Origin of the sequence: Kitasatospora sp. NPDC094016, from assembly GCF_040304045.1 — a bacterium.
GTDB lineage: Bacteria > Actinomycetota > Actinomycetes > Streptomycetales > Streptomycetaceae > Kitasatospora.
Window position 1 is genome coordinate 1 of the sequence record NZ_JBEOUK010000019.1, and the last position, 24862, is coordinate 24862.

Here is a 24862-nt window from a genome sequence, read left to right on the forward strand (position 1 = left end):
GCGCTTCGTTCATCCAACTCGCTGGTGTCTTCTGCGGCTTGACGCCCCGTCCGACGTTTCAAACTCTAGCCGATCCCCACTCCGAAAAGCGAATCGGCCGCAATCCAATAAAACGAACACGCCGAATAAGAACCAAGCCGCGACAAGACGCGACCCGGCCCGAACCGGGAAGTGGTGTTTCGAAAGGATTGGCTACCGCGGGACCGTCCGCGCAAACGCGTGTCCGGTGCTCCCTGCCAGGCAGCTCGAAGAACACTAGACCTCGGGGAAGGCCGAGTCAAGCGCCGGTTCCGCCTCGGTGGCGCTCTCTTCCACCGCTTCTTCCGCCACCTCTCCCTCCGCCTTCTCCTCCGTCTCTTCGTCCGCCTCCTCAGCCGGCAGGTGGAAGGCCAGGACGGCGACGTCGTCGTCGTGCTCGGAGGTCACGCCCATCGCTCGCAGGAGGCGGGCGCAGATCACCTCGGGAGCCCCGACCGCGCCGGTGAGGGTGCGGGCGAGGAGGTCGAGGCCCTGGTCGATGTCCTCGTCGCGGCGTTCGACCAGGCCGTCCGTATAGAGGACGCCGGTGGTCCCGGGCAGCAGGCGCAGGGTGTGCGAGACGTGGAGGCCGTCGCCGGTGCCGAGCGGCGGGCCGTTCTGCTCCTCGCTGCGCAGGACCGTCCCGTCGGGGCAGCGCAGCAGCATGGGGAGGTGTCCGGCGGAGGCGTAGGAGAGGGTGCGGCGCAGCGGGTCCCAGACGGCGTACGTGCAGGTGGCGATCTGGTTGGCGTCGATCTCCATGGCGAGGCCGTCAAGCAGGCGCATCACCTCGTGCGGGGGCAGGTCGAGCCGGGCGTAGGCGCGGACGGCGGTGCGCAGCTGGCCCATGACGGCGGCGGCGCGCAGACCGCGCCCCATCACGTCGCCGATGACCAGGGCGGTCCGGCCGCCGTCGATGGCGATGACGTCGTACCAGTCGCCGCCGACGGCGGCCTCGGCGCCGCCGGGCTGGTAGGTGGCGGCGACCCTCAGGTCGGCGGGCTGGTCGAGCTTCTGCGGGAGGAGGCTGCGCTGGAGGGTGACGGCGGCCTCGCGCTGGCGGCGTTCGGCTTCGCGGAGCCGGGCGGCGGCGAGGACCTGGTCGGTGACCTCGGCGGCGAAGATCAGGACGCCGGCGGGCGGCCCCTCGGTGGGGGTGTCCCCGGTGTCGCCGGGGCCGAGCGGGACGCAGGAGACGTTGTAGTAGCGGTTGCCGGTGAGGCCGAGGATGCAGCGGGCCTTGACGCTGCGCGGGCGGCCGCCACGGATGACCTGGTCCATCAGGGCCAGGACGCCCATGGTGCCGAGTTCGGGGAGGGCTTCTCCGGCGGGCAGGCCGGTGGTGCGGTCGCCGAAGAGTTCGCGGTAGGCGCGGTTCGCGTAGCCGAGCTGGTGGAGCGGGCCGTAGGTGACGGCCACCGGGGCGGGGATCCGGTTGAGGACCTCGCGCAGGTTCTGGGGTTTGTGCAGGTCGAGGAGTTCGGCGGCGGTGGCCAGGTTGGTGGGGTCGCGGGGGCCGGGGACGACGACGCCGTCGGCGGAGGGCGCGCCCTCGTCGGTGCCGGCCCCGGTTGGCGGGGCGGCACGCCAAGGGACTCCGGTGAGCCGGGCGCTCCAGCGCATGAGGTTCAAACGACGGCCGCTTCCTCGATTTCCAGGCATATCATCACTTTTTGTGTGCGCATCAGCACACGGGGTAATGACTAGGTTGGGCTGATCCTGTCAGGCAAGGGCCCGATTCCGGAAGTCGCCCGCCCGGCGTGGCCGCCCGTTCCGCCCCGGCACGGGGCACCTGGGCGCTCACCGCGGGGCGTCCGGACCGCCGTCGGGCCGCGGCCCGGCCCCGGCCTCGAACTCCGGACGCGGATGCTCCGCCGCCCCCAGCGAGACCACCTCGCGGGAGAACAGCCCGCCCAGCACCCAGTCCATCAGCACCCGCACCCGGCGCTCCGCGCTCGGCAGGCGCCGCAGATGCCGGGCCCGGTGCAGCCACCAGGCCCGCCGCCCGGTGATCCGGCGGCCGCTCCGGGTGTGGGCGACGGCCCGGCGCAGGCCCAGCGAGGTCGAGCAGGCGGCGTGGCCCGGCTGGTACTCGGCGAGGCCCGGGGCGTGCGGTCCGGCCTCCAGGGCGACCGCGATGTTCCGGGCGAGCAGCTCGGCCTGGGCGAAGGCGTGCTGGGCGTTGGGCGCGCAGGGCGCCCCGTCCGCGTCGGGGTCCGGTACGGCGGCGCAGTCCCCGGCCGCCCAGACGCCGGGCAGCGCGCGCCCGTCCGGGCCGACGGCTTGCAGGGTGGCGAGGCAGCGGACCCGGCCGAGGGTGTCCAGCGGCAGGTCGGTGTCGCGCAGCAGCGGGGCCGGCCGCACCCCGGCCGTCCAGACCAGGGTGCGGGCACCGAAGCGGCTTCCGTCGGACAGGGCCACGACCCGGCCCGCGGCGGACGCCAGGGTGGTGCGCAACCGGATGTCGACGCCGCGTTCGCGGAGCTGGCCGAGGGTGTGCTCGGCCAGCTCCGGCGACTCCTCGGCCAGGATCCGGTCGGTGGCCTCGACCAGGACCCAGCGCAGGTCCTCGGGGCGGACGTTGTGGTAGCCGCGTACCGCGGTCCGGGCCATGTCCTCCAGTTCGGCGAGCGCGCCGACACCCGCGTACCCGGCGCCGACGAAGACGAAGGTGAGCGCGGCCTGGCGCAGGGCCGGGTCACGGGTGGCGGAGGCGAGGTCGAGCTGTTCCAGGACGTGGTTGCGCAGGCCCACGGCCTCGCCGACGGTGGAGAAGCCGCGGCCGTGTTCGGCCAGACCGGGCACCGGCGCCGTCCGTGAGACCGAGCCTGGCGCCACCACCAGGACGTCATAGGGGAGTTCGATCGGCGCGGCGGCCTCTCCGGGACCCGCGGCGTCGGCGAAGGCGCGGCGGGCGGCGTGTTCGATCCGGGTGATCCTGGCGGTCAGCACCCGGCAGTCCGGCAGCGCCCGGCGGAGCGGGACGACCACGTGCCGGGGGTCGATCGAGCCAGCCGCGACCTCGGCCAGCAGCGGGTGGTAGGTGAAGTAGGCCTGGGGCTCGACGACGGTGATCTCGACCTCGCCGCGTCGCAGCCGTTCCCGCAGGCCGCGCTGGAGGTGCAGCGCGGTGGCCATCCCGGCACAGCCTCCGCCGGCGATCAGGATTCTGATGGTGCACCTCCTGCCGATTGGCGCTTCCTCCCGGCCCCGCGGCCGGGGGTGTCCCCCCTCGCGCCCCCCTATGAAGGACCGGCAGGGGCGGTCTTGTCCACAGTCCGTACCGCGCCGGATGCGACGGAAGTCGACGGGTGGGGCCAGTTGTGCTGCCCGGGCGACTTTCTGACGGACTTTCGGCCGCGAACGGGCGTGAACTATGGTCGGATTGTGTGCCGGAGCGGTTACCGCCATGACAATCGGCGGCGACGCACCGTGGAGCGGCCACTACGGCCAGTTCCAGCGTTGGCTCGAGAACCCGACTGCGGGACAGTCATCCGGGGAAGGGTAGTTCCCGGACAAGGCCCCGGACGGAGCCGACGCGCCGAGCCGGACGCGAGCCGGCCCGGAGGCACGAACCGTGGTCACGAAACGGGACGGGCGGCAACGAGCGATGGGTCATCAGGTCATTTCTGACGGGCTGAGCTGCACCGGGGGGTGCAGGGGCGGGCGACGACAGGGTCCGGGTTCGGGCGCCTGCGGGGGAGAGTTGGGATGATGGAGCAGGAGCAGGTGTTGGGGCGAACGGGAGCACCGCACGCCGGCCAGGGCATGGTGCCGGAACAGCGCGGCCCGGTGGACCTGCCGCCGGAGGTCGGGGCCGCCTATCCGGGCGTCCCCTACCGGGTGGAGCCACCACCGGCCACCGTGCACGTCCCCGGATCCCGACTACGGGTGGACGCCCGGCGGAATCTGGAGAGCGTGCTGCGGGCCGCCCGTGAGGTGTTCGGCGAGTTCGGCTACGGCGCTCCGATGGAGGAGGTCGCGCGCCGGGCCGGGGTCGGCGTCGGGACGGTCTACCGGCGCTTCCCGAGCAAGGAGGTGCTGGTCCAGCGGATCGCCGCCGAGGAGGTGGCCTGGCTGACCGCGCAGGCGCGGGAGTCGCTGTACGGCGGCGGCGGAGCCTGGGAGTCGCTGGCCGGTTACCTGGCCCGGGCGGTCAGCACCGGCGCCGGGCGGCTGCTGCCGCCGGAGGCGTTCCGGTACGCGGAGGAGCTGGGCCGGGTGCCCGAGCAGCGGGTGCCCGAGCCGGCCGCCGTCCGGTTCGACCTGCGCGGCGAGGACGCGCAGAACGGTGCGGCCGTCGAGCCGTCGGCGGCCGACGCCGATCCCCGGCTGCTGCTGCAACTGCTGGCCGCCCTGGTCGCCCGGGCCGGCGCGGCCGGCGAACTGCGGCCGGGCGTCACGGTGTCGGACGTCGTGCTGGTGCTGACCGCCTCGGTACCGGTGCACGCGGCCCGCACCGCGCCGACCACGGCCGGTTTCTCGGCCGGGGTCCAGCAGGCGGAGGGGCAGCCGAGCTCCGGCCCCTCGGACCGGCTGCTGGAGATCCTGCTGGACGGCCTGCGGGCACGCTGACGCGCCACCACGAGCGCGGCCGCCACGGTTGGCGGGGACGGGAGTTGGACGGGAGACCGGCGCGCGGACCAGTCACGCGCGCCGGGTGCGGGCGGTGCGCAACCACCCGCCCTGCGCTGGCCGAACACATCCGCGACGGCTCCTCGGAAGAGTGGGTCCCGGCCGGTCCGGCTACCGCCCCTCTCTGCGCTATGCCATCCTTTGCCCGTGGTTGGAGCCAATGTCCCGATGCGCGCCCTTCGCGCGCCCTCGGCGCTGCGCAGCGCGGAACCGTGCGCCCACGCACTCCCGCGCGCCCTGCCACACTGCGGGGGCTGTCGTGGAATCTGGGGTCCGTTGTGAGCGCCGAGGAACAGAACGACTACGGGTACGGCCTCGACTTCGGCCCGTCCGGAGGCTTGACCGGGGGACTGGCCGACGGCTCGTCCGGCAGTACGTCCAGCACGTCCGAAGGCCCCGCCACGGCCTCCGGCGACCCGGCCCAAGTACCCGGCGCCGCAGCGGGTCCAGCCGCCGGCCCGACCGCCGGACACGTGCCCGACCAGGCGGGCATGCCCAGCCGCGAGTCCCTCTCCGCCTCCGCCGCCGCACTGCCCCCCGGGCGGGTGCCCGGCCAGGCCCCGGCCGGCCGCGGCGGCGTCGCCCCCGAGGCGTTCGTCGGCGCCGGCCGCCCCGCCCGCCCCACCGTGCCCGCCCCCGCCGACCCGGTCGACGGCGAGCGCCCGGCCTCCGACGCCGAGTTGACCGCCCGGGTCCGGGCCGGCGACGACACCGCGTACGAGGAGATCTACCGCCGGCACGCCGACTCGGTGCGCCGCTACGCCCGCACCTGCTGCCGGGACAGCTTCACCGCGGAAGACCTCGCCGGCGAGGTCTTCGCCCGCACCCTGCAAGCCCTGAGGGCGGGCAAGGGGCCGGAGTTCGCCGTCCGCGCCTACCTGCTGACCGCCGTCCGCAACGTCGCCGCCGCCTGGACCCGCAGCGAGCGGCGCGAGCAACTCGTCGACGACTTCAGCGTGTTCGCCCAGACCTCGGCCGCCGTCGTCGACCTCGACCTGGCCGACCCCGGCGCCGACGCCTGGGCGATGGCCATGGCCGACCAGCGCATGGTCATGCAGGCCTACGCCGAACTGCCCGAGGACGACCGGATGGTGCTCTGGCACACCGAGGTCGAACGGGAGTCACCGAAGACCGTCGCCGTGATGCTCGGCAAGACCGCCAACGCCACCGCCGTCCAGGCCCACCGGGCCCGCGACCGGCTCGCCGCCGCCTACCTCCAGGCGCACCTCTCCGGCAGCCAGGACCGCACCTGCGAGGCGTACGCCAACCGGCTCGGCGCGTACGCGCGCGGATCGCTGCGCAAGCGGGCCTCGGCGGAGGTCGGACGGCACCTCCAGGAGTGCGACCGCTGCACGGCCGCCTGCCTCGAACTCACCGAGATCAACACCGGCCTGCGCGCGCTGCTGCCCGGCGGCGTGCTCGTCTGGATCGGGGTCGGCGGGTTCAGCGCCGCCGCGGCGGCCGTCGGCGGGGTCGCTGCGGTCGGCGGTGCGGCCGCGGGCACCGCGGCGGCCACCTCCGGAACCGCGGGAGCGGGTGCGGGTGCAGCGGGTGCAGCGGGTGCAGGCGCCGGTGCGGCCTCCGGCGGGGCCGGGGCCGGGGCCGGTGCGGCCTCCGGCGGAGGCGGGGCCGGGGCCGGCGCCGCGGCCGGCGAGGGCCTGGGCACCGCCGCGAAGGCCGGGATCGCCGCCGCCGTCGCGGTGGCCGCAGCCGCCGTCGCCGCGTACGCGCTCACCGGCTCGCCCGAACCCAAGCCCCCCACGGCCGCGCCCCCCGCCGCCGGCGCCCCCGCCACCCCCCGGCCGCAGGCCCCCGCACCCGCGCCGCCCGCGCCCGCCGACCCGGCGCCCAGCAGCGCCGCGGCCGCCCCGGCACCGTCCGAGCCCAGCCCGAGCCCGAGCGCGACGCCGGTCACCCGGTCGACGCCCGCCCCGACAGCGGCCCCGGCAGCCGCCCAGACCACGACGAAGGCCGCGTCGCCGGTCACGCCGAGCTCGACGACGCCCAAGCGGACCCCCACGCCGCCGCCGGCCCCGGTCGTCCCCGTCGTGCCGACGCCCAGTGTGCCGCCGCTGCCCACGCCCGAGCCGCCGGTCGTCCCCGTCGTCCCCACGCCCACCGTGCCGCCGCTGCCCACGCCGACGGTCACCCCGCCCTCGCCGCCCGCGCCCACCGACTTCTGGGCCGACTCACTGCCCGTGGTCAAGCCCGGCAACAACCGGGTGCCGCCGCCCGGCCCCAGCATCCGGCAGAAGGGCAGCGACTCGTTCTGGCAGCGCGACGGCGCCTGGATCGGCGGCGAACGCCACGGGCACGCCATCACCGTGCACGCCCCGGCGACCACCCTGATCGACCTCAACCGCAGCTGCACGTCCTTCGACGCGGTCGCCGGAGTCGACGACGCCACGCTCTCGCCGGGCGGCGTGGTCTTCTCCGTCCAGGGCGGCGACGGCGGCACCCTGTGGCGCTCCTCCCCGCTCGCCGCGGGGGACGACGCGGTACCGGTGCACGTGCCGCTGGCCGGGCAGAAGTCGATCCGGCTGGTGGTCACCCCGGTGCACGGGATCTGGTCGGCGCTCAACGTGGCGGACTGGGCCGAGGCCCGCTTCAGGTGTTCCTGAAGCGGGCCTCGGCGGGGGCTGCGCGGGGTGGGGCTTGTGCGGGGTAGGGCTGTGCGGGGTCAGATCGCGCAGGAGCCGTCCGCGCAGGCCTCCCCCGCCGGGGCGACCTGCACCGGCGCCGGGCGGGTCTCGCCGATCTCGGCGGCGACCTGCTCCAGCACCTTGCGGAAGGTCTCGGCGTCCTGGCCGCCCTGCACCGCCCACTTGCCCTCGAACACGAAGGTCGGCACGGCGGTGATGCCCAGCTCCCGGGCCTCGGCCAGCTGCGCGCTCACCTCGGTGGCGCCCTCGTCGCCCGCCAGGTAGGCGGTCACCCGCGCCCGGTCCAGGCCTGCCGCCACGGCGACGTCGATCAGCGCGGCGCGGTCGCCGACGTCGACACCGTCGGTGAAGTGCGCCTTCAGCAGCTCCTCCTTCAGCCGCCCCTGGACGGCCGCGCCGTACTCGGTCTCGGCGAGGTGCAGCAGGCGGTGGCCCAGGAAGGTGTTGGCGTGCAGCGCGGCGTCGAAGTCGTACGTGATGCCCTCGGCGCGGCCCAGCTCGGCCACCCGCGCGTCCATCGCCACCGACTGCGGGCCGTAGCGCTCGGCGAGCCACGCGCGGTGCGGGCTCGCCGTCGCCGGCGCGTCCGGGACCAGCTGGTACGGCCGGTAGACCACCTCGACGCCCTCCTTGCCGGCGAAGCCCTCCAGGGCCTGCTCGAAGCGGCGCTTACCGATGTAGCACCACGGGCAGGCGATGTCGGACCAGATCTCGACCTTCATGAGGGGACTCCAGGGGTGGGGCGGGGACGGGTGTCGGGATAGGTGAACGATGAACCATCTCGGTACATTCCCGGCACCCCGGGCAGCCTCGCTGGTCAGCGCCGCCCCGACCCGGGCCGGTCAGCGCCCCGACCCCGCCCCGGATCAGCCCTCCGCGGGCGCCGGAACCACCAGCACCGGGCACGCCGCGTGGTGCACCGCCGCCGAACTCACCGAACCCAGCAGCAACCGCGCGAACCCCCCGTTCCCCCGCGTGCCGAGCACCAGCGTGTGCTGCCGGGTCGAGGCCTCCAGCAGCACCTCGATCACGTTCCCCAGCACCACGTGCAGCGACATCTCGCCCGTGTACGGCCGGGACCGCTGCCCCTGCACGACCGCCACCGCCCGGCGCAGCCCGTCCGCCATGCTCTCCACCAGCGTCTCGACGCTCTCCCGCACCAGCTCCGCCATCCCCGGCGGGTAGCCGGCCGGCGCCGGGTTCACCACGGCCAGCACGTACAGCGGCAGCCCGAACAGCTCCGCCTCGGTCATCGCCCGGTCCAGCGCCCACAGCGACCCGTCCGACCCGTCGCACGCCGCCAGCACCCCCGGCGGGCGCCCGGTCGGCGGCCGCCCCGACACCGACAGCACGACGGGAACGGACTGCTCCGGGCTCACGCTGGCCACCACGGCTCTCCTCACCGACGGACTCGTTGCCCGCCATCATCACCTGCCCCGGCTCCCGGACCCCGCCGCCCGGCCGGGCGCGGCGCCCGGCGAGGGGTCAGGAGGGACGGACGGGGCTGAGGGCCGGGGGTTGGGCCAGCGGAAGGCCGGTCCAGCAGGCTCCGTGGCGGCGGGCGCGGATGCGGCGGAGCCAGAGTTCGGTGGAGACCAGGTCGGCGAGGCCCGCCAGGGCGGCCGGGGAGAGGGGGGTGGCGGGGTCGGCGAGGCCGGCGCGGACGGCGGGGAGGTCGATGAGGCCGGCTTCGGCGAGGAGGGGGGCGTCGAACAGTTCGGCGAGGCCGTCGGCGGCGAGGCGCAGGCCGGCCCGGGCGGGGGCGGTGCGGTCGGGGCGGGGGCCGCGGCCCCAGTCGGGGGGCAGGTCGGTGCGGCCGGCGCCGGTGAGGACGGCGTGCAGGAGGGCGTGCCGGGCTCCGGGTTGGAGGCGGACGTCGTCGGGGAGCAGGCGGGCGGCGCGGACCACCTGGTTGTCGAGGAACGGCGCGTGCAGCCGCTGGCCGGGCTGTTCGGCGGCGTGGACGAGGGTGCGGTAGGAGCGCGCGTGCCGGTAGAGGGCGTGCCGGGCACGGTGTGCGCCCGGGCGTTCGTCGGGCGCCGGTCTGCGCGCCGCCAGCCGCAGCCGGAGGGCGACGGAGGAGAGCGCCTCGTCGGAGAGCCAGCGGGCGGCCGGGCCGGGGACGCACCAGGCGAGGTCGCCGGCCGAACGGTCGCCCGCCGTGCGGCCGCCGCCCGGGAGGTGGCGGGCCGTCAGCTTGGCGGCGGCGTCGTCCAGCGCGTCGGCGTAGCGGACCCGGGAGAGCCGGTGGGCGGCCCGGACCACGGTGAGCGGGGTGCGCAGCGCGCCGGCCAGGACGCCGACGACGGCCCGGTCGGCACCGGCCAGCGCGGCGACCGGGGGCAGCAGTTCGCGCGGGCGGCCGGCCCGGATGAGGTCGGCGAGCCGGGCCGGGTGGCCGTCGAGGACCTGTCGGGCGCCGTAGCCGGTGAGGTGGTCGGTACCGCCGGCGTCGAAGCGGGCCTCGGCCCGGGCGGCGGCGACGAGTTCGGGCCCGGGCTCGTCGGTGAGCCGGCCGGGCGGTGCGTCGGCGTGAAGTCCGGCGTACGGGAGCGTGTCGGGGCCGGGGTGGAGCACGGTGTGCCGCAGCCGGGGGGTGTCGGGGGCGAGCGCGAGGGTGGTCGGGGGTTCGGTCTCGCCGAGCGTGACGGCGGCCAACTGTTCCGGGGCGGAGGGTTCCTGGGCGGCGACGCGGGCCCAGGAGCCCTTGACCGCACCGTTCCTGGCCCCGGCGCGGACGGCCGGCAGGCGCTCCGGGCCCGTGCTCGCGGGCACCGGCGGCTGCGGTACGGCGGCGGCGAGCAGGGCGACGGTGGCGGAGGCGGTGCCGTAGGAGAGGTCGACGCCGAGCCGGGCGCGGCCGGCCGGGCCCGGTGCGGTGGCGGGCGCGGTGGTGCGGACCCGGGAGCGGACGGACTCCAGCAGCGCGCGGGTGAGTTCGCGGACGGCGGGCGCCTCGTCGCGCGGCTGCTCCCGCACGGCGGGGTCGTCGTAGGCGGAGAGGTAGGGGTGGCCGCCGCGGATGGCGAGCACGTGGCCGGGCGGCACCCGCTGGACGCCCAGGTACGGGGTGCCGGCGCCGAGGGCCTCGGGCGATTCGGGGCAGGCGAGCCGGGCGGCGAGGTGGCCGGTGTCCAGCGGGGCGCCGACCAGGTCGGCGAGCGGGAGGGCGGCGGTGGCGTACGCGGTGCCGCCGGCCCAGGGGGTGTGGAAGACCGGCTGGGCGCCGGCCAGGTCGGTGAGCAGCAGGGTGGAGCGGGTGCCGGTGCGCAGGACGGCGGTGTAGCTGCCGGGCCAGGCGGTGAGGTGGCGGACGGCGCCGCCGCGGGCGGCGGCGAGGCCGGCGGCGAGTTCCGCGTCGGTGGCGCCGCAGTGGCCGAGGACGGCGAGGCGCAGGGTGGCGGGGGTGTCCTCGACGGGGTCGGGGGCGGTGGGGCCGGTGGTGACCATGGCGGGGGCGCCGGGGCGAAGGGTGGCGAGGCGGATCTCCTCAGGGCGCCAGTCCCCGACGGCCCAGAGCGGGTTGGGTCCGCTCCACAGGGGGCGCGCGGCGATCGGCGCGACCGTACCGAGTGCCTCGTGCGCCGGTGCGCCCGCCCGGGGCGTGCCCGTGCTCCAGCCCGTCAGCCACCGCATCGCGCCTCCACCGGACGAGGACCCGCACCCGTACGGCGCGTCCGCCGCCGGGCGGCTCCTCGCCGGTCCGCGGCGTGCCGTGGCGGCCGCCCCGGGTACCGGCGCGCCGTCAGGAGACATCGTGCCACCGGTTGGCTCTCCCGTGGCCCGTGTTGCCGGTTCCGGTTCCGCCGGTGGCCCCGGCGCGGGGCGGTTCCGGCCCCGGCGGCGATCCCGTTGCGGGCAAAGGGTGTTGACGTGTGCGCGTGGTCCGCGGGGCGGGCCGGGCCTTCCCCTCCCCGGCCCGGACCGCCCCCCGCGCCGCCTTTGACATGGGCATCGCGAGATGGCCGAAAGGCGTCGCCCAGCCCGGGAGGGCATCCGCATGCCCTCCCGGACTCAACCGCCGCCCGCGGGGATTGAGGCGGCGGCATCCCCCGGCCCGCCGGGTCCTCGACGGCGGGCCGACCCACGACCACCAGCGAATCGCCGACCAGCCGGTCGAGCCAGGGGGCACGGCCGGGCGCACGTGAACACAGGACCGGAGCACGGCGCTCCGGCGCGCGGCACCCCCGGCCCGATCCGAGTGGTCCGGACCAACCCCGGCGAGGAGCCGCCGCCGCACCGCCGGGTGCACGATCCCGCCATCCGGAATGCGGCCTCTTAACCGTCGGAACGCGTCCGACTACTCTAGGTACAGCAGCTACGGCCCGGTGCCGCCCGGGCCCCGAGCACAAGGCCGCAGGAGGTGCCCCCGCCACCATGACCGTCAGCCCACGAGGACCGAACGAACGGCTCGGCACGCTCCTGACCCTCGCCCAGATCAGCAACGCCGGACTGGCCCGCCGGGTCAACGACCTGGGCGCCCAGCGCGGGCTGACCCTGCGGTACGACAAGACCTCGGTGGCCCGCTGGGTCAGCAAGGGCATGGTCCCGCAGGGGCCCGTCCCGCACCTGATCGCCACCGCGATCGGCGGCAAGCTCGGCCGCCCGGTGCCGCTGGAGGAGATCGGCCTCGGCGACACCGACCCGGCCCCCGAACTCGGCCTGGCCTTCCCGCGCGACGTCGCCGAGGCGGTCCGCTCCGCCACCGACCTGTGGCGGGTCGACCTCGACCTGCGCCGCGGCCCCGGCGGCGGCCGCTGGAGCGACAGCCTGGCCGGCACCTTCTCCGTCGCCGCCTACGCGACGCCGGTGTCCCGCTGGCTGATCACCCCGGCGGACGGTTCGGTCGCCCGGGAGGCGCCGCGCGCGCCCAGCGAGGCGTCCTCCTACCGGGTCGGCCACTCGGACGCCGCCAAGCTCCGCGAGGCCGCCCAGGAGGCCCGCCGCTGGGACTCCAAGTACGGCGGCGGGGACTGGCGTTCGTCGATGGTGCCGGAGTGCCTCCGGGTGGAGGCGGCCCCGCTGCTGCTGGCCTCGTACAGCGACACCGTCGGCCGGGCGCTGTTCGGCGCGACCGCCGAACTGACCAGGCTGGCCGGCTGGATGGCCTTCGACACCGGGCAGCACGAGGCCGCCCAGCGCTACTACATCCAGGCCCTGCGGCTCGCCCGGGCCGCCGCCGACGTGCCGCTCGGCGGCTACGTGCTCGCCTCCATGAGCCTCCAGGCCGGCTACCGGGGCTTCGCCGAGGAGGCGGTGGACCTCGCCCAGGCCGCCCTGGAGCGCAACCGGGGCCTGGCCACCGCCCGGACGATGAGCTTCTTCCACCTGGTGGAGGCCCGGGCCCAGGCCAAGGCCCGCAACGCGGCGGCGTGCGCGACGGCGCTCGGCGCGGCGGAGAGCGCACTCGAACGGGCCCGCGCCGGGGATCCCGATCCGGCGTGGATCGACTTCTACGCCTACGACCGGCTCGCCGCCGACGCCGCCGAGTGCTTCCGCGACCTCGGGGTGCCCTCCAAGGTCCGCCAGTTCACCCGCGAGGCACTGGCCAAGCCCACCGAGGGCTTCGTCCGCTCGCACGGCCTGCGACTGGTGGTCTCGGCGATGGCCGAGGCCGAGGCCGGCAACCTGGACGCCGCGGTCGCCGCCGGCGAGCGCGCCGTCGAGGTGGCCGGCCGGATCTCCTCCCAGCGCAGCCGCGAGTACGTGGTGGAGATGCTGCGCCGCCTGGAGCCCTTCCAGGGCGAGCGCCGCGTCCGGGAGCTGACCGAACGGGCCCGCGCGGTCCTGGTCGCCCCGGCGTGACCGGCGTGACCGGGGGCATGCCCGGCGGCCGTTGAGGTGCCCCGGCGAGAGCGGCCCGGGCACCCCGGCACGACACCGCCGCCCGGCCCCGGGCGCCCTCGACCGGTCCCGCCCGGCGTGGCAGCATCGGCGGCGGGGGAGCCGGGCGGACTGCGAGGAGCGGGCGGTGGCGTACGACTTCGACGTGCTGGTGGTGGGCGGCGGGATCGTCGGCCTCGCCACCGCATACGCGCTGACCCGGGCCCGGCCGGGGCTGCGGCTCGCGGTGCTGGAGAAGGAGCCCGGCTTCGCCGCCCACCAGACCGGGCGCAACAGCGGGGTGATCCACAGCGGCGTCTACTACCGACCGGGCTCGTACAAGGCCCGGTACGCGGTGTCGGGCGCCGCCGAGCTGGTGGCGTTCTGCCGCGAGCAGGGCCTCCCGTACGAGGTCACCGGCAAGCTGATCGTGGCCACCGGCGCGGAGGAGCTGCCCCGGCTGGCGACGCTGGCCGAGCGCGGGCGGGCGAACGGCATCCCCGTCACCGAGGTGGACCAGGCCGGGATCGCCCGGTACGAGCCGCAGGTCACCGGGGTGGCGGGGCTGCACGTCGGCACGACCGGCGTCTGCGACTTCCCGGCCGTCGCCACCGCCTACGCCCGGCTGGCCCGGGAGGCGGGTGCGGAACTCCGGCTCGGCTGCGAGCTGCGGGCGGTGGCCCGGCGGGCGGACGGCGTGACGGTGCAGACCTCCACCGGGGAGCTGTGCTGCCGGGTGCTGGTGAACTGCGCCGGGCTGCACAGCGACCGGATCGCCCGGCTGGCCGGGGACGAGCCCGGGGTGCGGATCGTGCCGTTCCGCGGCGAGTACTACGAACTGGCCCGGGGACGAAGGGACTTGGTGCGCGGCCTGGTCTACCCGGTGCCCGACCCGGCCTTCCCGTTCCTCGGCGTGCACCTCACCCGGGGCGTCCACGGGGACGTGCACGTCGGCCCGAACGCGGTGCCCGCGCTGGCCCGCGAGGGCTACGACTGGCGCACCGTGCGCCCGCGCGACCTGGCCGGGATGCTGGCCTTCCCCGGCGCCTGGCGGATCGCCCGGCGGCACTGGCGGTACGAGGTCGGCGAGTTGCACCGCTCGCTGTCCAAGCGCGCGTTCACCGCCGCCGTGCGGCGGCTGCTGCCCGCCGTCGCCCCCGAGGACCTGGTGCCGGCCGGCGCCGGGGTCCGGGCCCAGGCCGTGGCCCGGGACGGCTCGCTGCTGGACGACTTCGCCTTCGCCGGTTTCGACCCGGCCGACCCGCGCTCCCCGCGCCGCGCGGTGCACGTGCTGAACGCCCCCTCCCCCGCCGCCACGGCCTCGCTGCCGATCGGCCGCGAGGTGGCCCGCCGGGCGCTGGCGGCACTGGAGGCCGGCGGATGAGCCCCGTCACAGCGCCTTCGGGAGGGGCCCGCAGGCCCCGTAGACTCGGGGAACTGTGACTGCCACCGCCCCGATCCCCCAGCCCTCGCCGTCCGCCCGGTTGTCCGCCGCACCGGCCGGCTACCCCGCGCCGATGTACCCGCACAAGGCCACCGACGCCCAGCACCGCGAGCGGCGCATCCGCAGCTTCCAGCCGCGCCGGGGCCGGATGACCAACGCCCAGGCGGGCGCCCTGGACCGGGGCTGGGAGGCCTACGGCATACCGATCGACGGCAGCCCGCTCGACCTGCGGGAGCTGTTCGGCGAGCTGCCGGTCACCCTGGAGATCGGCTTCGGCATGGGCGAGACCACGGCCGCCATGGCCGCCGCCGACCCGACCGTGGGCATCCTCGCCGCCGACGTCCACACCCCCGGCCACGGCAACCTGCTCGGCCTGCTGGAGCGCGACGGCTCGCGGAACGTGCGGCCGGCCGCCGGCGACGCCGTGATCCTGCTGCGCGACATGCTGCCGGACGCCTCGCTGGCCGGCCTGCGGGTCTACTTCGCCGACCCGTGGCCCAAGCCCAAGCACCACAAGCGCCGACTGGTCCAGCCGTCCTTCCTGGAGCTCGTGCTGCCCCGGCTCGCCCCCGGCGCCCTGGTGCACTGCGCGACCGACTGGGAGCCGTACGCGGAGCAGATGCTGGCCGTGCTGTCCGCCTCGCCGGAGCTGGAGAACCTGCACCCCGAGGGTGACGGCAGCGGCTGGCTGGAGCCCGCGGACCACCCGGACGGCAGCATCCCCGGCTACGCGCCGAGGCCGGACTGGCGCCCGGTCACCAAGTTCGAACGGGCCGGGCTGGCCAAGGGGCACGTCGTCCACGACCTGCTGTTCCGCCGCCGCTGAGCCTCCGTCGGCCGTTCGAACAGGCCACCGCGCGATGACCGGGGGGCCGTCGCCCGGACGGACGGTTCGTCCCGAGTCCTCCCGACGGGCGGGTGCGGTGGCCTACCCTGTGCCGCATGGGCAGCCCGGCCGGCGGCGGGTCCCGGGCCACCGTCCAGGCCGCCGCTGACGCACCGGAGACGGTCCCGCGCACCGGCGGCACCCGGACCATCCCGGGGCCCCGGAGGCGCCGGGCCCACCGCCTCGTGCCCTGGGCCGGCGCCGCGTCACCGCCACCACCTCCACCGGCCGGAGCCGCCGCGCCGCCCCGGCGCGGCCGCTCGGTGGCGGTCTCCTCCGTCACCGCCACCGCCGTACTGACCCTGGCCGGCTGCGGGGTGCTGATCCTGCACCTGGTCCAGCGGCAGACCGGCACCGTCGGGCTGCTGGTCGGCGTCGGCCTGGCGATGGTGCCGCTGCCGTTCGTGCTCGGCGCCCTGGCCTGGCTCAACCTGACCGCCCGGGTGCCGCTGCGGCACACCGTGTTCTGCCTCGCCTGGGGCGCCTGTGCGGCCACCACCGTCGCCATCGTGGCCAACAACTGGACCGCCAGCTACCTGACCTCGCACCAGGGCCCGCTCGGCGAACTGCTGGGCGCCGGCATCGCCACCCCCCTGATCGAGGAGACCGCCAAGGCCACCGCCCTGCTGGTGCTGCTGCTGCCGCTCGGCCAGCGGCTGCGCTGCCACGGCCGCCGCACCGGCCGCCCCTGCGCGCCGCTGCTGCACCGGCTGCCGACCCCCCGGCTCCCCCGGACGTACGCCCGCCGCCCGGCCGGTCCGCACGCCCGGGGCCGGCTGCGGCTGCGCCCGTACCTGCGCCCGCTGCCGTACCTGCGCCCGGCCCCGCCCTCCGGCGGCGGCCCGCACCGCCGCTCCCGGCCCCGCACCCTGGCGGCCGGGGTGGTGCTCGGCGGGATGACCGCCTGCGGCTTCGCCTTCACCGAGAACGCCCTCTACCTGGGCCGGGCGTTCACCAGCGACCAGCGGCAGCGTCTGGACAGCATCGGCCTCGGCGATCCGCCCAGCCTGCGCGACTTCGACGGCACCGTGCAGACCTTCGTGCTGCGCGCCCTGCTCTCCCCCTTCGCGCACCCGCTGTTCACCGCGCTCACCGGGATCGGCCTGGCCGTCGCGCTGACCACCGGGCGGCGCTGGCTGGCCCGGCTGGCCGCGCCGACCGGGCTGCTGCTGGCGATGGCGCTGCACGGCACCTGGAACGCCGCCGCCGACCTCGGCACGGACGGCTTCCTGGTGGTGTACGGGGCGCTGATGGTGCCCTGCTTCGCCGCGCTGGTCTGCTTCGCGGCCTGGGCCAGGTCCCGCGCCGCCCGGCACGCGGCCCGGCGCGACAGGCGCTCCGCCGGGGTGGCCTGAAGAACCGATTTCCCATCTCGGCGACTTCCCCGTATTGTTGTGTTCACCGACGCGGGGTGGAGCAGCTCGGTAGCTCGCTGGGCTCATAACCCAGAGGTCGCAGGTTCAAATCCTGTCCCCGCTACTCAGTAGCAACGAAAGGCCCGGAGGATTCGTCCTCCGGGCCTTTCGCGTTCCCCGGCACGGGCGGGCCACCCGCCCGGCCGCCGATAAATCCGTTGCCCTCCGGCCGGTGGGCTGCCTATCGTGGCGGCACACTGAAGGGAGGTGATCCTGAATTGAGTTCCATCAGGATGCGTGAGGTGGCTGCTCGCTAGAGCCGCCCCTGCCTGCGCAGGGTGAGGCCCGAGGCCTCCGGCAGGCGAAATCCATAGCAGTCACCCGGCCCGCAGGCCCACCGGTACATCCCCGGTGCCTCGGCGCCAGGCCAGTGCACGGGCCGGCGCGCGAGGAGCAGCCTGCGGGCTGTCTGCGTTCCCCGCTGCCCTCCGTCGCCACCCGGTTCCCGTCCGGGAGGCCCCGCGTCCTGTCCGGGGCGCCCCCGGATCGTTCGCGTGGTGGGGCCGCGACGCTAGAGTCGGCGCGGGTTCCGGAGCGGAGCGGCGCAGGCACAGGGGGTAGGCGATGGCGAAGGCCCGGCGGCGGAGCGGCACGACGGCCCTGCGGACGGCCCGGTGGGCCGCGCCCGGGGCACTGGCCGGGACGGGCCTGATCGGACTGCTGCTCTTCTCGCTCGGCCAGGCGCAGGCCTGGCAGGCGTTCGGCGGCGGCCTGGTGGCGGCCGGGGCCTCGACGGTGCTCGGCGGCGCGCTCGGCTTCCTGTTCGGAGTGCCCCGGGTGCGCAGCGGCAGCGGCGAGCCGCAGGGCTCGTACGCCCCGAACACCAACCTGGAGCAGGTGTCCGACTGGCTGACCAAGGTACTGCTGGGCGTCGGGCTGACCCAGCTCGGCTCGCTCGGCGAGCGGCTGCACCAGCTCGGCACCGCACTGGCCCCCGCGCTGGGCGGGGAGGACGCCGCGGTGCCGTTCGCGGCGGCACTGGTGCTGTACTTCGTGGTCTTCGGCTTCCTGGCCGGCTGGCTGGTGACCAGGCTCGCGCTGCCGCAGGTGCTGACCGACGCGGACCAGGCCCTGGACCTCTTCCTCGCCGGGCAGGACCGCGACCGGCGGGGCGACAAGGTGGGCGCCGACGACCTGCGGGTCCGGGCGATGCAGCAGCTCGGACTGCTGGGGGGCAGCGCGGAGCAGTCGGCCGCGCTGGCCGCGCAGTTGCCGCCCGCCTCCTCGCCCTCGTCCGGGCCGGCGGGCGTGGTGGCCGAGGTCCGCTCGACCGCGCGGCGCTCGGCACTGACCGCGGACCAGGTGCGGGCGCTGTACGCGGACGGCTCCGAGGGCCGCCGGATCCAGGCGCTCGCACTGATGCAGGGCGACCCTTCGCTGGCCGACCTGCCGAGCCTGCTGGACGCGATCGAGCGCCCGCGCTCCGGCTTCGAGCAGTACCACGCGCTGCTGGCCGCCCGGGGCCTGCTCTCCCGGCTGCCCGGCGCCGAGGCGCAGCGGCTGCGGGACGCGGTGGCCGGGCAGTTGGTGCTGCCGGAGGGGATCCCGTACGGGTCGGACCGCAGCTGGCTGGCGGAGAAGATCCTGTCCCGGCTGGAGGCGACGGCCTTCGTCCCGACGCAGCCGGCCCCACCCGCTCAGCCCACTCAGCCCACTCGGCCCGCTCAGCCAGTTCAACCAGTCCAGCCGGTCCAGTCGGCTCCGTCGGCGGGCGACCTCAGCTAGCTGCTGAACTCCTTGACGGTGAAGCGCAGTTCGGGCTGCTCCCAGGGCGTCTTGACCTGCGGCGGGCGGGTGCCCGTGCGCTCGGCGCCCACCTGGAGGTAGAAGCCCTCGGCGGGCGGGTGGGACACCACCTTGATCGAGGCGATCCCGGCGGCCCGGGCGCGCTCCAGCATGTCCGCGATCAGCTTCCGCCCGATGCCGAGCCCCTGGGCCTCGTCGGCGACGAACATGAGGTCCAGTTCGGCCGGTTCGCGGATCATGCCGTAGAAGCCGAGCAGCAGGTCGGTGGTCGGGTCCGAGGCCAGGAACACCTCGTGCCGGGCGACGTACTCGGGGGTGACCCGGTAGCCGTCGATCATCGCCGCGTAGTCGCCGCGGTAGGCGGTGGAGGCCTGGATCAGTTCGGTGAGCCGGTCGGCGTCGGCCGCCCCGGCTCGCCTGATGGTCGTCTCGCTCATGCGGGCGAGTATAGGGGTGCTGACCAGGAGAGCCCATTACTTTTCGGCGGCGGACCGGCGGCGGTGGTCGGCGGCCCGCAGGACCAGGACGCGACGGGTGCGGCCGTCCGCGGCGCGGGGGAAGCGGCGGATCTCGCTGGCGACGCGGCGCTCACCGAGCGCGTACCGCAGCGGGTCGAGGTGGCCGCAGCGGAGGCCGTGGCCGTCGTGCAGCGGCTGGACGCGGACCTCGCCGTCCGGGGAGGTCACCCGGACCAGTTCCACCAGGGCGGCCAACTGCCGCTCGGGGCCGAACAGTTCGGGGTAGGCGAAGAGCAGGTAGCCGCTCAGGGTGAGCGCGAAGGCGCCGTCCGCGAACGGCAGTCGCGGCAGCGCGGCGGCCACGTACTGCTGCGGGTGCGCGGCCGAGTCGGCGGCGAACAGCCGGCGGGCCCGGTCCCAGCTGCGCAGGTAGCGGTCCGGCCGGCAGGAGCGCGGTGACGGGTACAGGTGCGGGCGAGCGGCCATCGCGGTGGCCATCGACGCCCGGGCCGCCAGCGCGTGGGCCGCGACCTCGGGAGCGGGGAGCGCGTACGCCGGGTCGGCGGCGATCACCCGGCAGCCGAGCCGGCGCGCCTCGGCGGCCAGGCCGGCCGCACCCCCCGGGCAGTCCAGCACCGGGCCCGGCAGCGCGGCGAGCTGGGCCCGGGTGAGGTCGAACAGGTCGCAGTACTCGTCCAGCGGGCGGGAGGTGACCAGGATGTCCCGGCCCAGGGCGCGCGGGTCGGCGGGGGTGTGTGCGGCGGCCACCCGGCCATCCGAACACGGGCCGGCCCCGCCCGCATCCGGAGCACATCCGGGTGCGGGCGGGGCCAGGGAGGCGGGCGGGGCCAGGGAGGCGGGCGGGGCCAGGGAGGCGGGCGGGGCCAGGGAGGCGGGCGGGGCCAGGGAGGCGGGCGGGGCCGGGGAGACGGGCGGGGCCGGGGAGACGGGCGGGGCCGGGGAGGCCCGCGGGGTTCAGCGGCCGAGCAGGCCCTGGGCGGCGGCCCGGTTCACGTTGGTCAGGCCGCGGACCAGCTGCGCGGTGAGGATGATGAGCAGCACCCCGACCAGCGAGAAGCCCGCGATCTGCCAGGCCCCCTCGACGTAGTAGACGTGCTGGACGTTGTCGCTGTCGTAGAAGTCGAAGATCCGGTACCCGCGCCAGGAGGTGAAGGCCGGGAAGACCCACTGGTAGAGCGGGTACAGCGCCATCGCCCAGCCGAGCAGCAGGAACACCAGCGACAGGGCGAAGCTGAGGACCGCCCACGGGAACATCACCACCTGGTAGAACGCGGCCTTCCACCCGGCCGGGTCCGCCAGCCGCGCGGTGATCGCCCCCCAGGTGCCCGGTCGGGTCTGGCGCACCGGCGCCGGGGCGGGCACGTCCAGGGCCAGCATGCCGCGCACCCGGGCCCGCTCCATCCGGCCCATGCCGCGGGCGACGGTGGTCAGGAGGGCGAGGATGGGCAGGCCGAGGACGGTGATCAAGGTGCCGATCCCCATGCAGAACAGCACGATCGAGACGGAGAAGCCGATGACCGACAGCGGCAGGCCGGTGAGCGTGTAGCCGATCTCGCGGTAGTAGTGCTTGGAGAACGGCGCCCGCCAGACGGCCGGCGGCTCCTCGGTCCGGTGGGCCCGAGCGGGACGCGGGTCGTCGCCGTAACCACCGAGGACGTCCCACTCGCGGTCCTGCGTGCTTCGGCTGATGCTCATGTCCCGGCCCCGGTCCCTCGTTCTCGACTGCTGATGACATTCAGTCTGGTCGAACGGCGGACCGGAGAGGATCCGGAGGCCTGGCGGATCGGGGGTGGGGTTAACCCCCCGGGCCTGACCCGGCAGGCCCGCCCCCCGGTCCGCGCCGAAAGGTCAGCCGGTCGCGCCGGTCCACTCGTCGGCGAGCAGCGAGTACAGGTACGAGTCGGACCAGGCGCCGCCCTTGTACAGGTCGTGTCGGACCCGCCCCTCCAGCTGGAACCCGAGCCGGAGCAGCACCTTGACGGAGGCCGCGTTGTCCACGTCGACCCGGGCCGCCAGCCGGTGCACGCCGAGGGCCTCGAAGGAGAGCTCGCAGAGCAGGCCGGCGATCTCGCCCGCGTAGCCGCGGCCCCGGACGTCGCGGCCCAGCACGTAGCCGAGGTGGGCGGAGCGGTGCCTGCCGAGGGTGAGGGAGGCGTGGGCGATCGGCGTGGCGTCCGCCGGGTCCTCGGCGTCGTCGCGCCGGGTGACGGCCAGCCGGTAGGTGTCCCGCTCCGGCGCCATCGCCTCCTCCAGGTAGAGCTCGATCTGGTCAGCGCAGGTCTCGCGGTCGCGCGGCTCGAAGGGGAGGTAGCGGGTGACCTCCGGGTCGCCGAACAGCTCGTACAGCGCGTCCACGTCGCCGGCGGTGTGGTGATACTCGCGGATGGCCAGCCGGGGGCCGGTGAGTCGTACGGGGACCATGGCAGCCGACCCTACTCCCGGCCAGCGGTTACCGTTCGAGCTATGAACGACGAAGACCTGCGGCTCGCCCCGCGCACCAGGGCCTCCGACCTGCTCGCCTGGGCGGCGGACGAGGACCGCACGCCGGTGGCCGAAGCGCCGCTGCGCGCGGTGCTGGCCCTGCTGGAGCTGGGCGAGGGCAGGATGCACGACGGCTGGCCCGAACTGACCTCGAACGCGGTGGAGCACCTGCTGTACGAGCGGCTCTACCTGTACGTCCAACCCGAACCGGAGGCGGACCCGCTGGCGTACGGCGCCGCCGTCCGGCTGCTGACCGACCACCAGCGGGCCGCCAAGCGGCTCAACGCCAAGCGCCAGGAGCGGCTGCACGCCGAGGCCGAGTGGCAGGGCGAGGTCGCGGCCGGGCTGCTGCGCCGCGCCGACCTGGTGACCTGGCCCCGGCTGTACGCGCTGCTGCTGCACGCGTACGGGGCGGACGTCGCGGATCCGGAGGCGGTGCGGGAGTGGCTGACCGGCTTCCGGGAGCTGGCGCAGGAGGAGCGGCTGGCCAGGTTCGCCGCACTGGCGCAGACCGGCTGGCTGGACGAGGTGGACGAGCAGGGCTGGAGCCCGACCCGGGTGATCTCGGTCGGCATGGCCACCGACGGCGCGCGCCGGCTGCTGGAGCAGGGCCTGATGCGGCGCAGCTACCGCAACCTGGCCGAGCTGACCGCGCTGGGCCGGCCGATGCCGGACGAACTGGCCGGGGACTTCGGGGCGTTCGAGGAGGCGGCGGTGGAGGCCGCGCTCGACCTGTTCGGGGAGTGGACGGTGCCCGGGCTGCCGCGACTGCTGGTGGAGGAGTTCCCGGACCTCGCGCCGGAGCCGGGGCAGGAGGAGATCGACGCGTACCTGGCCGGGCTGGCGCAGGAGGAGTTCGACGCGCGGCTGGAGGGGCTGGCGGGGCCTGCGCAGGAGGAGTTCGACGCGCACCCGGCGGACCCAGCGGACCCGGCCGACCCGGCGGAGCCTGCGCAGCAGTGACGCGGCGAAGCCCCGGCCGCGATGCCTTCTGGTTCCGGCGGCCGGGGCTTCGCGGGTGCGTCAGGGGTTGAGGCCGCGCTGCTGGAACCAGGTCTCCGGGTCGACGGGGGCGCCGCCACCGGGGCGAACCTCCACGTGCAGGTGCGCGCCGGTGACGTTGCCGGTGGCGCCGACCTTGCCGATCTGCTGGCCGGAGGCGACCTTGCCGGAGCCCTTGATGATCGAGGAGAGGTGGCAGTACCAGATCTCGGTGCCGTCGGGCAGGGTCTCGACGATCCGGTAGCCGTACGAGCCGGACCAGCCGGCCGAGGTGATGGTGCCCTGGCCGACCGCGTAGACGGGGGTGCCGGTGTCCGCGGCGAAGTCCAGGCCGGTGTGCAGGTGGGCCCAGTAGCGGGCGCTCTGGCCGTAGTGGGCGGTGAGGTGGTAGTCGCGCACCGGCAGGGTGAGGGCGGCGGCCTTGGCCCGCTCGGCCTCCTCGGCGGCCCGCTTGGCCTCGGCCTCCTTGGCGGCGGCCTTGGCCTCGGCCTCCTTCGCGGCCTGGACGCGGGCGTCCTCCTCGGCGGCGGTGCGCTGGCTGTCGGCCTGCAGCTGGATGCGGGCGGCGAGCGCGAGGCCGGGGTCGGCGGAGAGGGCGACCGGGGTCTCGTCCGGGGTCTCGATGGCCGGGGCGGCGGCCGGGGTGGCGGAGGCGAAGCCGGTGGCGCCCAGGGTGGCGGCGACGGCGGTGACGCCGAGCAGCGGGGAGGTTCCGCGGACCTGACGCGGCATCCGGTGCCGGTTGGTCTCGGCCTCCGGGCCCGCGTACTCGGGGCTGTCCGGGCCGGGGTGGTCGAGGAGCCGGGTGCCTGCTGCTGCGAGGCCGGCCGGGTGTGCCGGGGTGTGCGTCGACGCCACGGAGGCGCGCTCCTTTCCTTCCTTCGCGCCTACCGGGTTAGCTGACGGGTTCGGAGCAGGAAGGTCTCCTACGGCCGGGCCGGAGCCCCGCCGATTCACCCCAAGGAACGTGGTTCCCCGGCTCCCTGACCTGCCCGGAGGCCGGTCGGCGGGATTAGGCGACGGCGCACGGTGCCGTCTGGGTACGGCGTTGAGGACCGCGCTGCGTTATCAAACGTTAATCCTAGGAGGCCCTGATTCCAAGCCGTTCGCCCGGGACGACCGGAGGCGGGCGGGGCGCTCTGAGGCGCGAAGGGCGTTTTGTCCCTCTTGGGCCCCTTGGGCACGCTTGAACACCATTGACGCCGCCTCACGTGATCGGACGTCAACGGACGACCCGCCACCCGGACGCCCCTCACCGACCTCCCGCGCCACGGGACGGCGAGGACGCAGGGACTTGACGGCTAAGGCTATTAGCCTTAGCTTTATGGCTATCGGCGGCAGCACCGAAGCCCGCTCCGAAGCCCCGCACCGGCAGCCCTCCGGAGGCCCACCATGAACGCCACCAGCACCCCCACCACCCAGTACCTCGACGTCACCGGCGGCCGCCTCGCCTACGACGACACCCGGCAGGGCGACGGCGCCCCCGTCGTGCTGCTCCCCGGAATGCTCGACACCCGCGCCGCCTACCGGCACCTCCGCCCGCTGCTGGCCGCCGCCGGCCGCCGGGTCATCACCATGGACCTGCGCGGCTTCGGCGAATCCTCGATCGTCTGGGACGACTACTCCCCCGCCGCCATCGCCACCGACGTCCTCGCCCTGCTCGACCACCTCGGCATCGACCGCGCCGTCCTGGTCGGCAACTCCTACACCGGCGCGACGGTCGTCAAGGCCGCCGGCGACGCCCCCGAGCGGGTCGCCGGCATCGCCCTGGTCGACGCCTTCGTCGAGAACCCCCCGCCCGGCGCCCTCATGCGCGGCGCCCTGCGCGTCATGGGCTTCCTGACCGTCCACTCGCCCGCCTTCTGGGGCCTCTACCACCGCAAGCTGGCCTACCCGGGCGCCAAGCCCGCCGACTTCGACGCCTACGTGGCCGGACTCGTCGCCGCCATGCGCACCCCCGGCCGCAAGACCGCCACCCGCGGATACGTCGGCGGGGACTCCGCGCCCATCGGCTGGACCGCGGCCGTCCGCTGCCCCTCGCTCGTCATCATGGGCAGCGAGGACCCCGACTTCCCGAAGCCGGAAGCCGTCGCCGACCGGCAGGCCGCCGCGCTCAACGCACGGAAGGTCATGATCGACGGATCCGGGCACTACCCGATGGCAGACAACCCGCAGGCCACCGCCGACGCCCTGCTGCCCTTCCTCGCCGAACTCGCCTGAGCCCCACCCGCCCGCCTCAGCCCCCTTCCCCCTTCCCCCTTCCACCGACG

18 protein-coding genes, 1 tRNA gene, 1 pseudogene and 1 riboswitch are annotated in these 24862 nt (G+C 75.7%); of the genes and pseudogenes, 10 read left to right on the top strand and 10 right to left on the bottom strand.

The window, feature by feature from the left end; translation table 11 throughout:
• Nucleotides 1-372: 372 nt before the first annotated feature.
• Nucleotides 373-1650 (bottom strand): annotated as a pseudogene (locus ABT015_RS19180) (PP2C family protein-serine/threonine phosphatase); the annotation flags it as partial.
• A gap of 168 nt (nucleotides 1651-1818) precedes the next feature.
• Entirely contained in the window at nucleotides 1819-3186 is a 1368-nt protein-coding gene (locus ABT015_RS19185; RefSeq protein ID WP_502897355.1) for an NAD(P)/FAD-dependent oxidoreductase, read from the bottom strand.
• Nucleotides 3187-3729: 543 nt separating this feature from the next.
• Here ABT015_RS19185 and ABT015_RS19190 point away from each other — a divergent pair.
• Nucleotides 3730-4593: a TetR/AcrR family transcriptional regulator gene (locus ABT015_RS19190; RefSeq protein WP_350880493.1), complete on the top strand. Its 864-nt coding sequence runs from the start codon at nucleotides 3730-3732 to the stop codon at nucleotides 4591-4593.
• 338 nt (nucleotides 4594-4931) lie between these two features.
• On the top strand, nucleotides 4932-7274 hold the full coding sequence (locus ABT015_RS19195) for a sigma-70 family RNA polymerase sigma factor (RefSeq protein ID WP_350880495.1): 2343 nt from the start codon (nucleotides 4932-4934) through the stop codon (nucleotides 7272-7274).
• Nucleotides 7275-7333: 59 nt separating this feature from the next.
• Here ABT015_RS19195 and ABT015_RS19200 read toward each other — a convergent pair whose 3' ends face one another.
• From ABT015_RS19200 to ABT015_RS19210, 3 genes are all read right to left on the bottom strand, one after another.
• Complete coding sequence (locus ABT015_RS19200; RefSeq protein WP_350880497.1) at nucleotides 7334-8038, bottom strand: DsbA family oxidoreductase; 705 nt, start codon at nucleotides 8036-8038, stop codon at nucleotides 7334-7336.
• 144 nt (nucleotides 8039-8182) lie between these two features.
• Nucleotides 8183-8704 (bottom strand): universal stress protein, encoded by a 522-nt coding sequence (locus ABT015_RS19205; RefSeq protein ID WP_350880499.1) that lies wholly within the window; start codon nucleotides 8702-8704, stop codon nucleotides 8183-8185.
• A gap of 97 nt (nucleotides 8705-8801) precedes the next feature.
• The gene (locus tag ABT015_RS19210; protein WP_350880501.1) at nucleotides 8802-10952 is read right to left on the bottom strand and encodes an asparagine synthase-related protein; all 2151 of its coding nucleotides are present in this window, start codon (nucleotides 10950-10952) and stop codon (nucleotides 8802-8804) included.
• 741 nt (nucleotides 10953-11693) lie between these two features.
• Here ABT015_RS19210 and ABT015_RS19215 point away from each other — a divergent pair.
• From ABT015_RS19215 to ABT015_RS19240, 6 genes are all read left to right on the top strand, one after another.
• Nucleotides 11694-13121, top strand: a complete 1428-nt coding sequence (locus tag ABT015_RS19215; protein WP_063348294.1) for an NsdA family TPR-like regulatory protein — start codon at nucleotides 11694-11696, stop codon at nucleotides 13119-13121.
• Between the two features lie 166 nt (nucleotides 13122-13287).
• The gene (lhgD, locus tag ABT015_RS19220) at nucleotides 13288-14523 is read left to right on the top strand and encodes an L-2-hydroxyglutarate dehydrogenase (RefSeq protein ID WP_350880504.1); all 1236 of its coding nucleotides are present in this window, start codon (nucleotides 13288-13290) and stop codon (nucleotides 14521-14523) included.
• A gap of 55 nt (nucleotides 14524-14578) precedes the next feature.
• A complete protein-coding gene (gene trmB, locus ABT015_RS19225; RefSeq protein ID WP_350880506.1) occupies nucleotides 14579-15409 on the top strand; it encodes a tRNA (guanosine(46)-N7)-methyltransferase TrmB in 831 nt (276 codons plus the stop codon).
• Between the two features lie 116 nt (nucleotides 15410-15525).
• Nucleotides 15526-16824 (top strand): PrsW family intramembrane metalloprotease, encoded by a 1299-nt coding sequence (locus tag ABT015_RS19230; RefSeq protein WP_350880508.1) that lies wholly within the window; start codon nucleotides 15526-15528, stop codon nucleotides 16822-16824.
• A 50-nt stretch (nucleotides 16825-16874) separates the two neighbouring features.
• Nucleotides 16875-16948 (top strand) — tRNA-Met (locus tag ABT015_RS19235).
• Nucleotides 16949-17448: 500 nt separating this feature from the next.
• Nucleotides 17449-18609: a hypothetical protein gene (locus tag ABT015_RS19240; RefSeq protein WP_350880510.1), complete on the top strand. Its 1161-nt coding sequence runs from the start codon at nucleotides 17449-17451 to the stop codon at nucleotides 18607-18609.
• Here ABT015_RS19240 and ABT015_RS19245 read toward each other — a convergent pair.
• The 4 genes from ABT015_RS19245 to ABT015_RS19260 all read right to left on the bottom strand — a co-directional run bounded on the left by ABT015_RS19245 (nucleotide 18606) and on the right by ABT015_RS19260 (nucleotide 21530).
• Entirely contained in the window at nucleotides 18606-19067 is a 462-nt protein-coding gene (locus ABT015_RS19245; protein ID WP_350880512.1) for a GNAT family N-acetyltransferase, read from the bottom strand. The genes ABT015_RS19240 and ABT015_RS19245 overlap by 4 nt on opposite strands.
• 36 nt (nucleotides 19068-19103) lie before the next feature.
• The gene (locus ABT015_RS19250; protein ID WP_350880514.1) at nucleotides 19104-19856 is read right to left on the bottom strand and encodes a hypothetical protein; all 753 of its coding nucleotides are present in this window, start codon (nucleotides 19854-19856) and stop codon (nucleotides 19104-19106) included.
• Nucleotides 19857-20063: 207 nt separating this feature from the next.
• A complete protein-coding gene (locus ABT015_RS19255) occupies nucleotides 20064-20804 on the bottom strand; it encodes a sensor domain-containing protein (RefSeq protein ID WP_350880516.1) in 741 nt (246 codons plus the stop codon).
• 153 nt (nucleotides 20805-20957) lie between these two features.
• Nucleotides 20958-21530, bottom strand: a complete 573-nt coding sequence (locus ABT015_RS19260) for a GNAT family N-acetyltransferase (RefSeq protein WP_350880518.1) — start codon at nucleotides 21528-21530, stop codon at nucleotides 20958-20960.
• Between the two features lie 42 nt (nucleotides 21531-21572).
• Here ABT015_RS19260 and ABT015_RS19265 point away from each other — a divergent pair, with 42 nt between their 5' ends.
• Nucleotides 21573-22553: a hypothetical protein gene (locus ABT015_RS19265; RefSeq protein WP_350880520.1), complete on the top strand. Its 981-nt coding sequence runs from the start codon at nucleotides 21573-21575 to the stop codon at nucleotides 22551-22553.
• A 60-nt stretch (nucleotides 22554-22613) separates the two neighbouring features.
• Here ABT015_RS19265 and ABT015_RS19270 read toward each other — a convergent pair whose 3' ends face one another.
• Nucleotides 22614-23450 carry a M23 family metallopeptidase gene (locus ABT015_RS19270; protein WP_350880522.1) on the bottom strand — a complete coding sequence of 279 codons (837 nt, stop codon included), beginning with the start codon at nucleotides 23448-23450 and terminating at the stop codon, nucleotides 22614-22616.
• A 12-nt stretch (nucleotides 23451-23462) separates the two neighbouring features.
• Nucleotides 23463-23621: riboswitch (cyclic di-AMP (ydaO/yuaA leader) on the bottom strand.
• Nucleotides 23622-23984: 363 nt separating this feature from the next.
• On the opposite strand from ABT015_RS19270, the gene ABT015_RS19275 reads away from it, so the two are divergent.
• Complete coding sequence (locus ABT015_RS19275; protein WP_350880524.1) at nucleotides 23985-24812, top strand: alpha/beta fold hydrolase; 828 nt, start codon at nucleotides 23985-23987, stop codon at nucleotides 24810-24812.
• Nucleotides 24813-24862 lie beyond the last annotated feature (50 nt).

Excerpts from the sequence above, each read along its gene's own strand:
- ABT015_RS19200 (WP_350880497.1), bottom strand. The coding sequence starts at position 8,038 with ATGAAGGTCGAGATCTGGTCCGACATCGCCTGCCCGTGGTGCTACATC.
- ABT015_RS19190 (WP_350880493.1), top strand. The coding sequence starts at position 3,730 with ATGATGGAGCAGGAGCAGGTGTTGGGGCGAACGGGAGCACCGCACGCC.
- ABT015_RS19265 (WP_350880520.1), top strand. The coding sequence starts at position 21,573 with ATGAACGACGAAGACCTGCGGCTCGCCCCGCGCACCAGGGCCTCCGAC.
- ABT015_RS19245 (WP_350880512.1), bottom strand. The coding sequence starts at position 19,067 with ATGAGCGAGACGACCATCAGGCGAGCCGGGGCGGCCGACGCCGACCGG.
- ABT015_RS19230 (WP_350880508.1), top strand. The coding sequence starts at position 15,526 with ATGGGCAGCCCGGCCGGCGGCGGGTCCCGGGCCACCGTCCAGGCCGCC.
- ABT015_RS19260 (WP_350880518.1), bottom strand. The coding sequence starts at position 21,530 with ATGGTCCCCGTACGACTCACCGGCCCCCGGCTGGCCATCCGCGAGTAT.
- ABT015_RS19255 (WP_350880516.1), bottom strand. The coding sequence starts at position 20,804 with ATGAGCATCAGCCGAAGCACGCAGGACCGCGAGTGGGACGTCCTCGGT.
- ABT015_RS19210 (WP_350880501.1), bottom strand. The coding sequence starts at position 10,952 with ATGCGGTGGCTGACGGGCTGGAGCACGGGCACGCCCCGGGCGGGCGCA.
- ABT015_RS19215 (WP_063348294.1), top strand. The coding sequence starts at position 11,694 with ATGACCGTCAGCCCACGAGGACCGAACGAACGGCTCGGCACGCTCCTG.
- ABT015_RS19275 (WP_350880524.1), top strand. The coding sequence starts at position 23,985 with ATGAACGCCACCAGCACCCCCACCACCCAGTACCTCGACGTCACCGGC.
- ABT015_RS19240 (WP_350880510.1), top strand. The coding sequence starts at position 17,449 with ATGGCGAAGGCCCGGCGGCGGAGCGGCACGACGGCCCTGCGGACGGCC.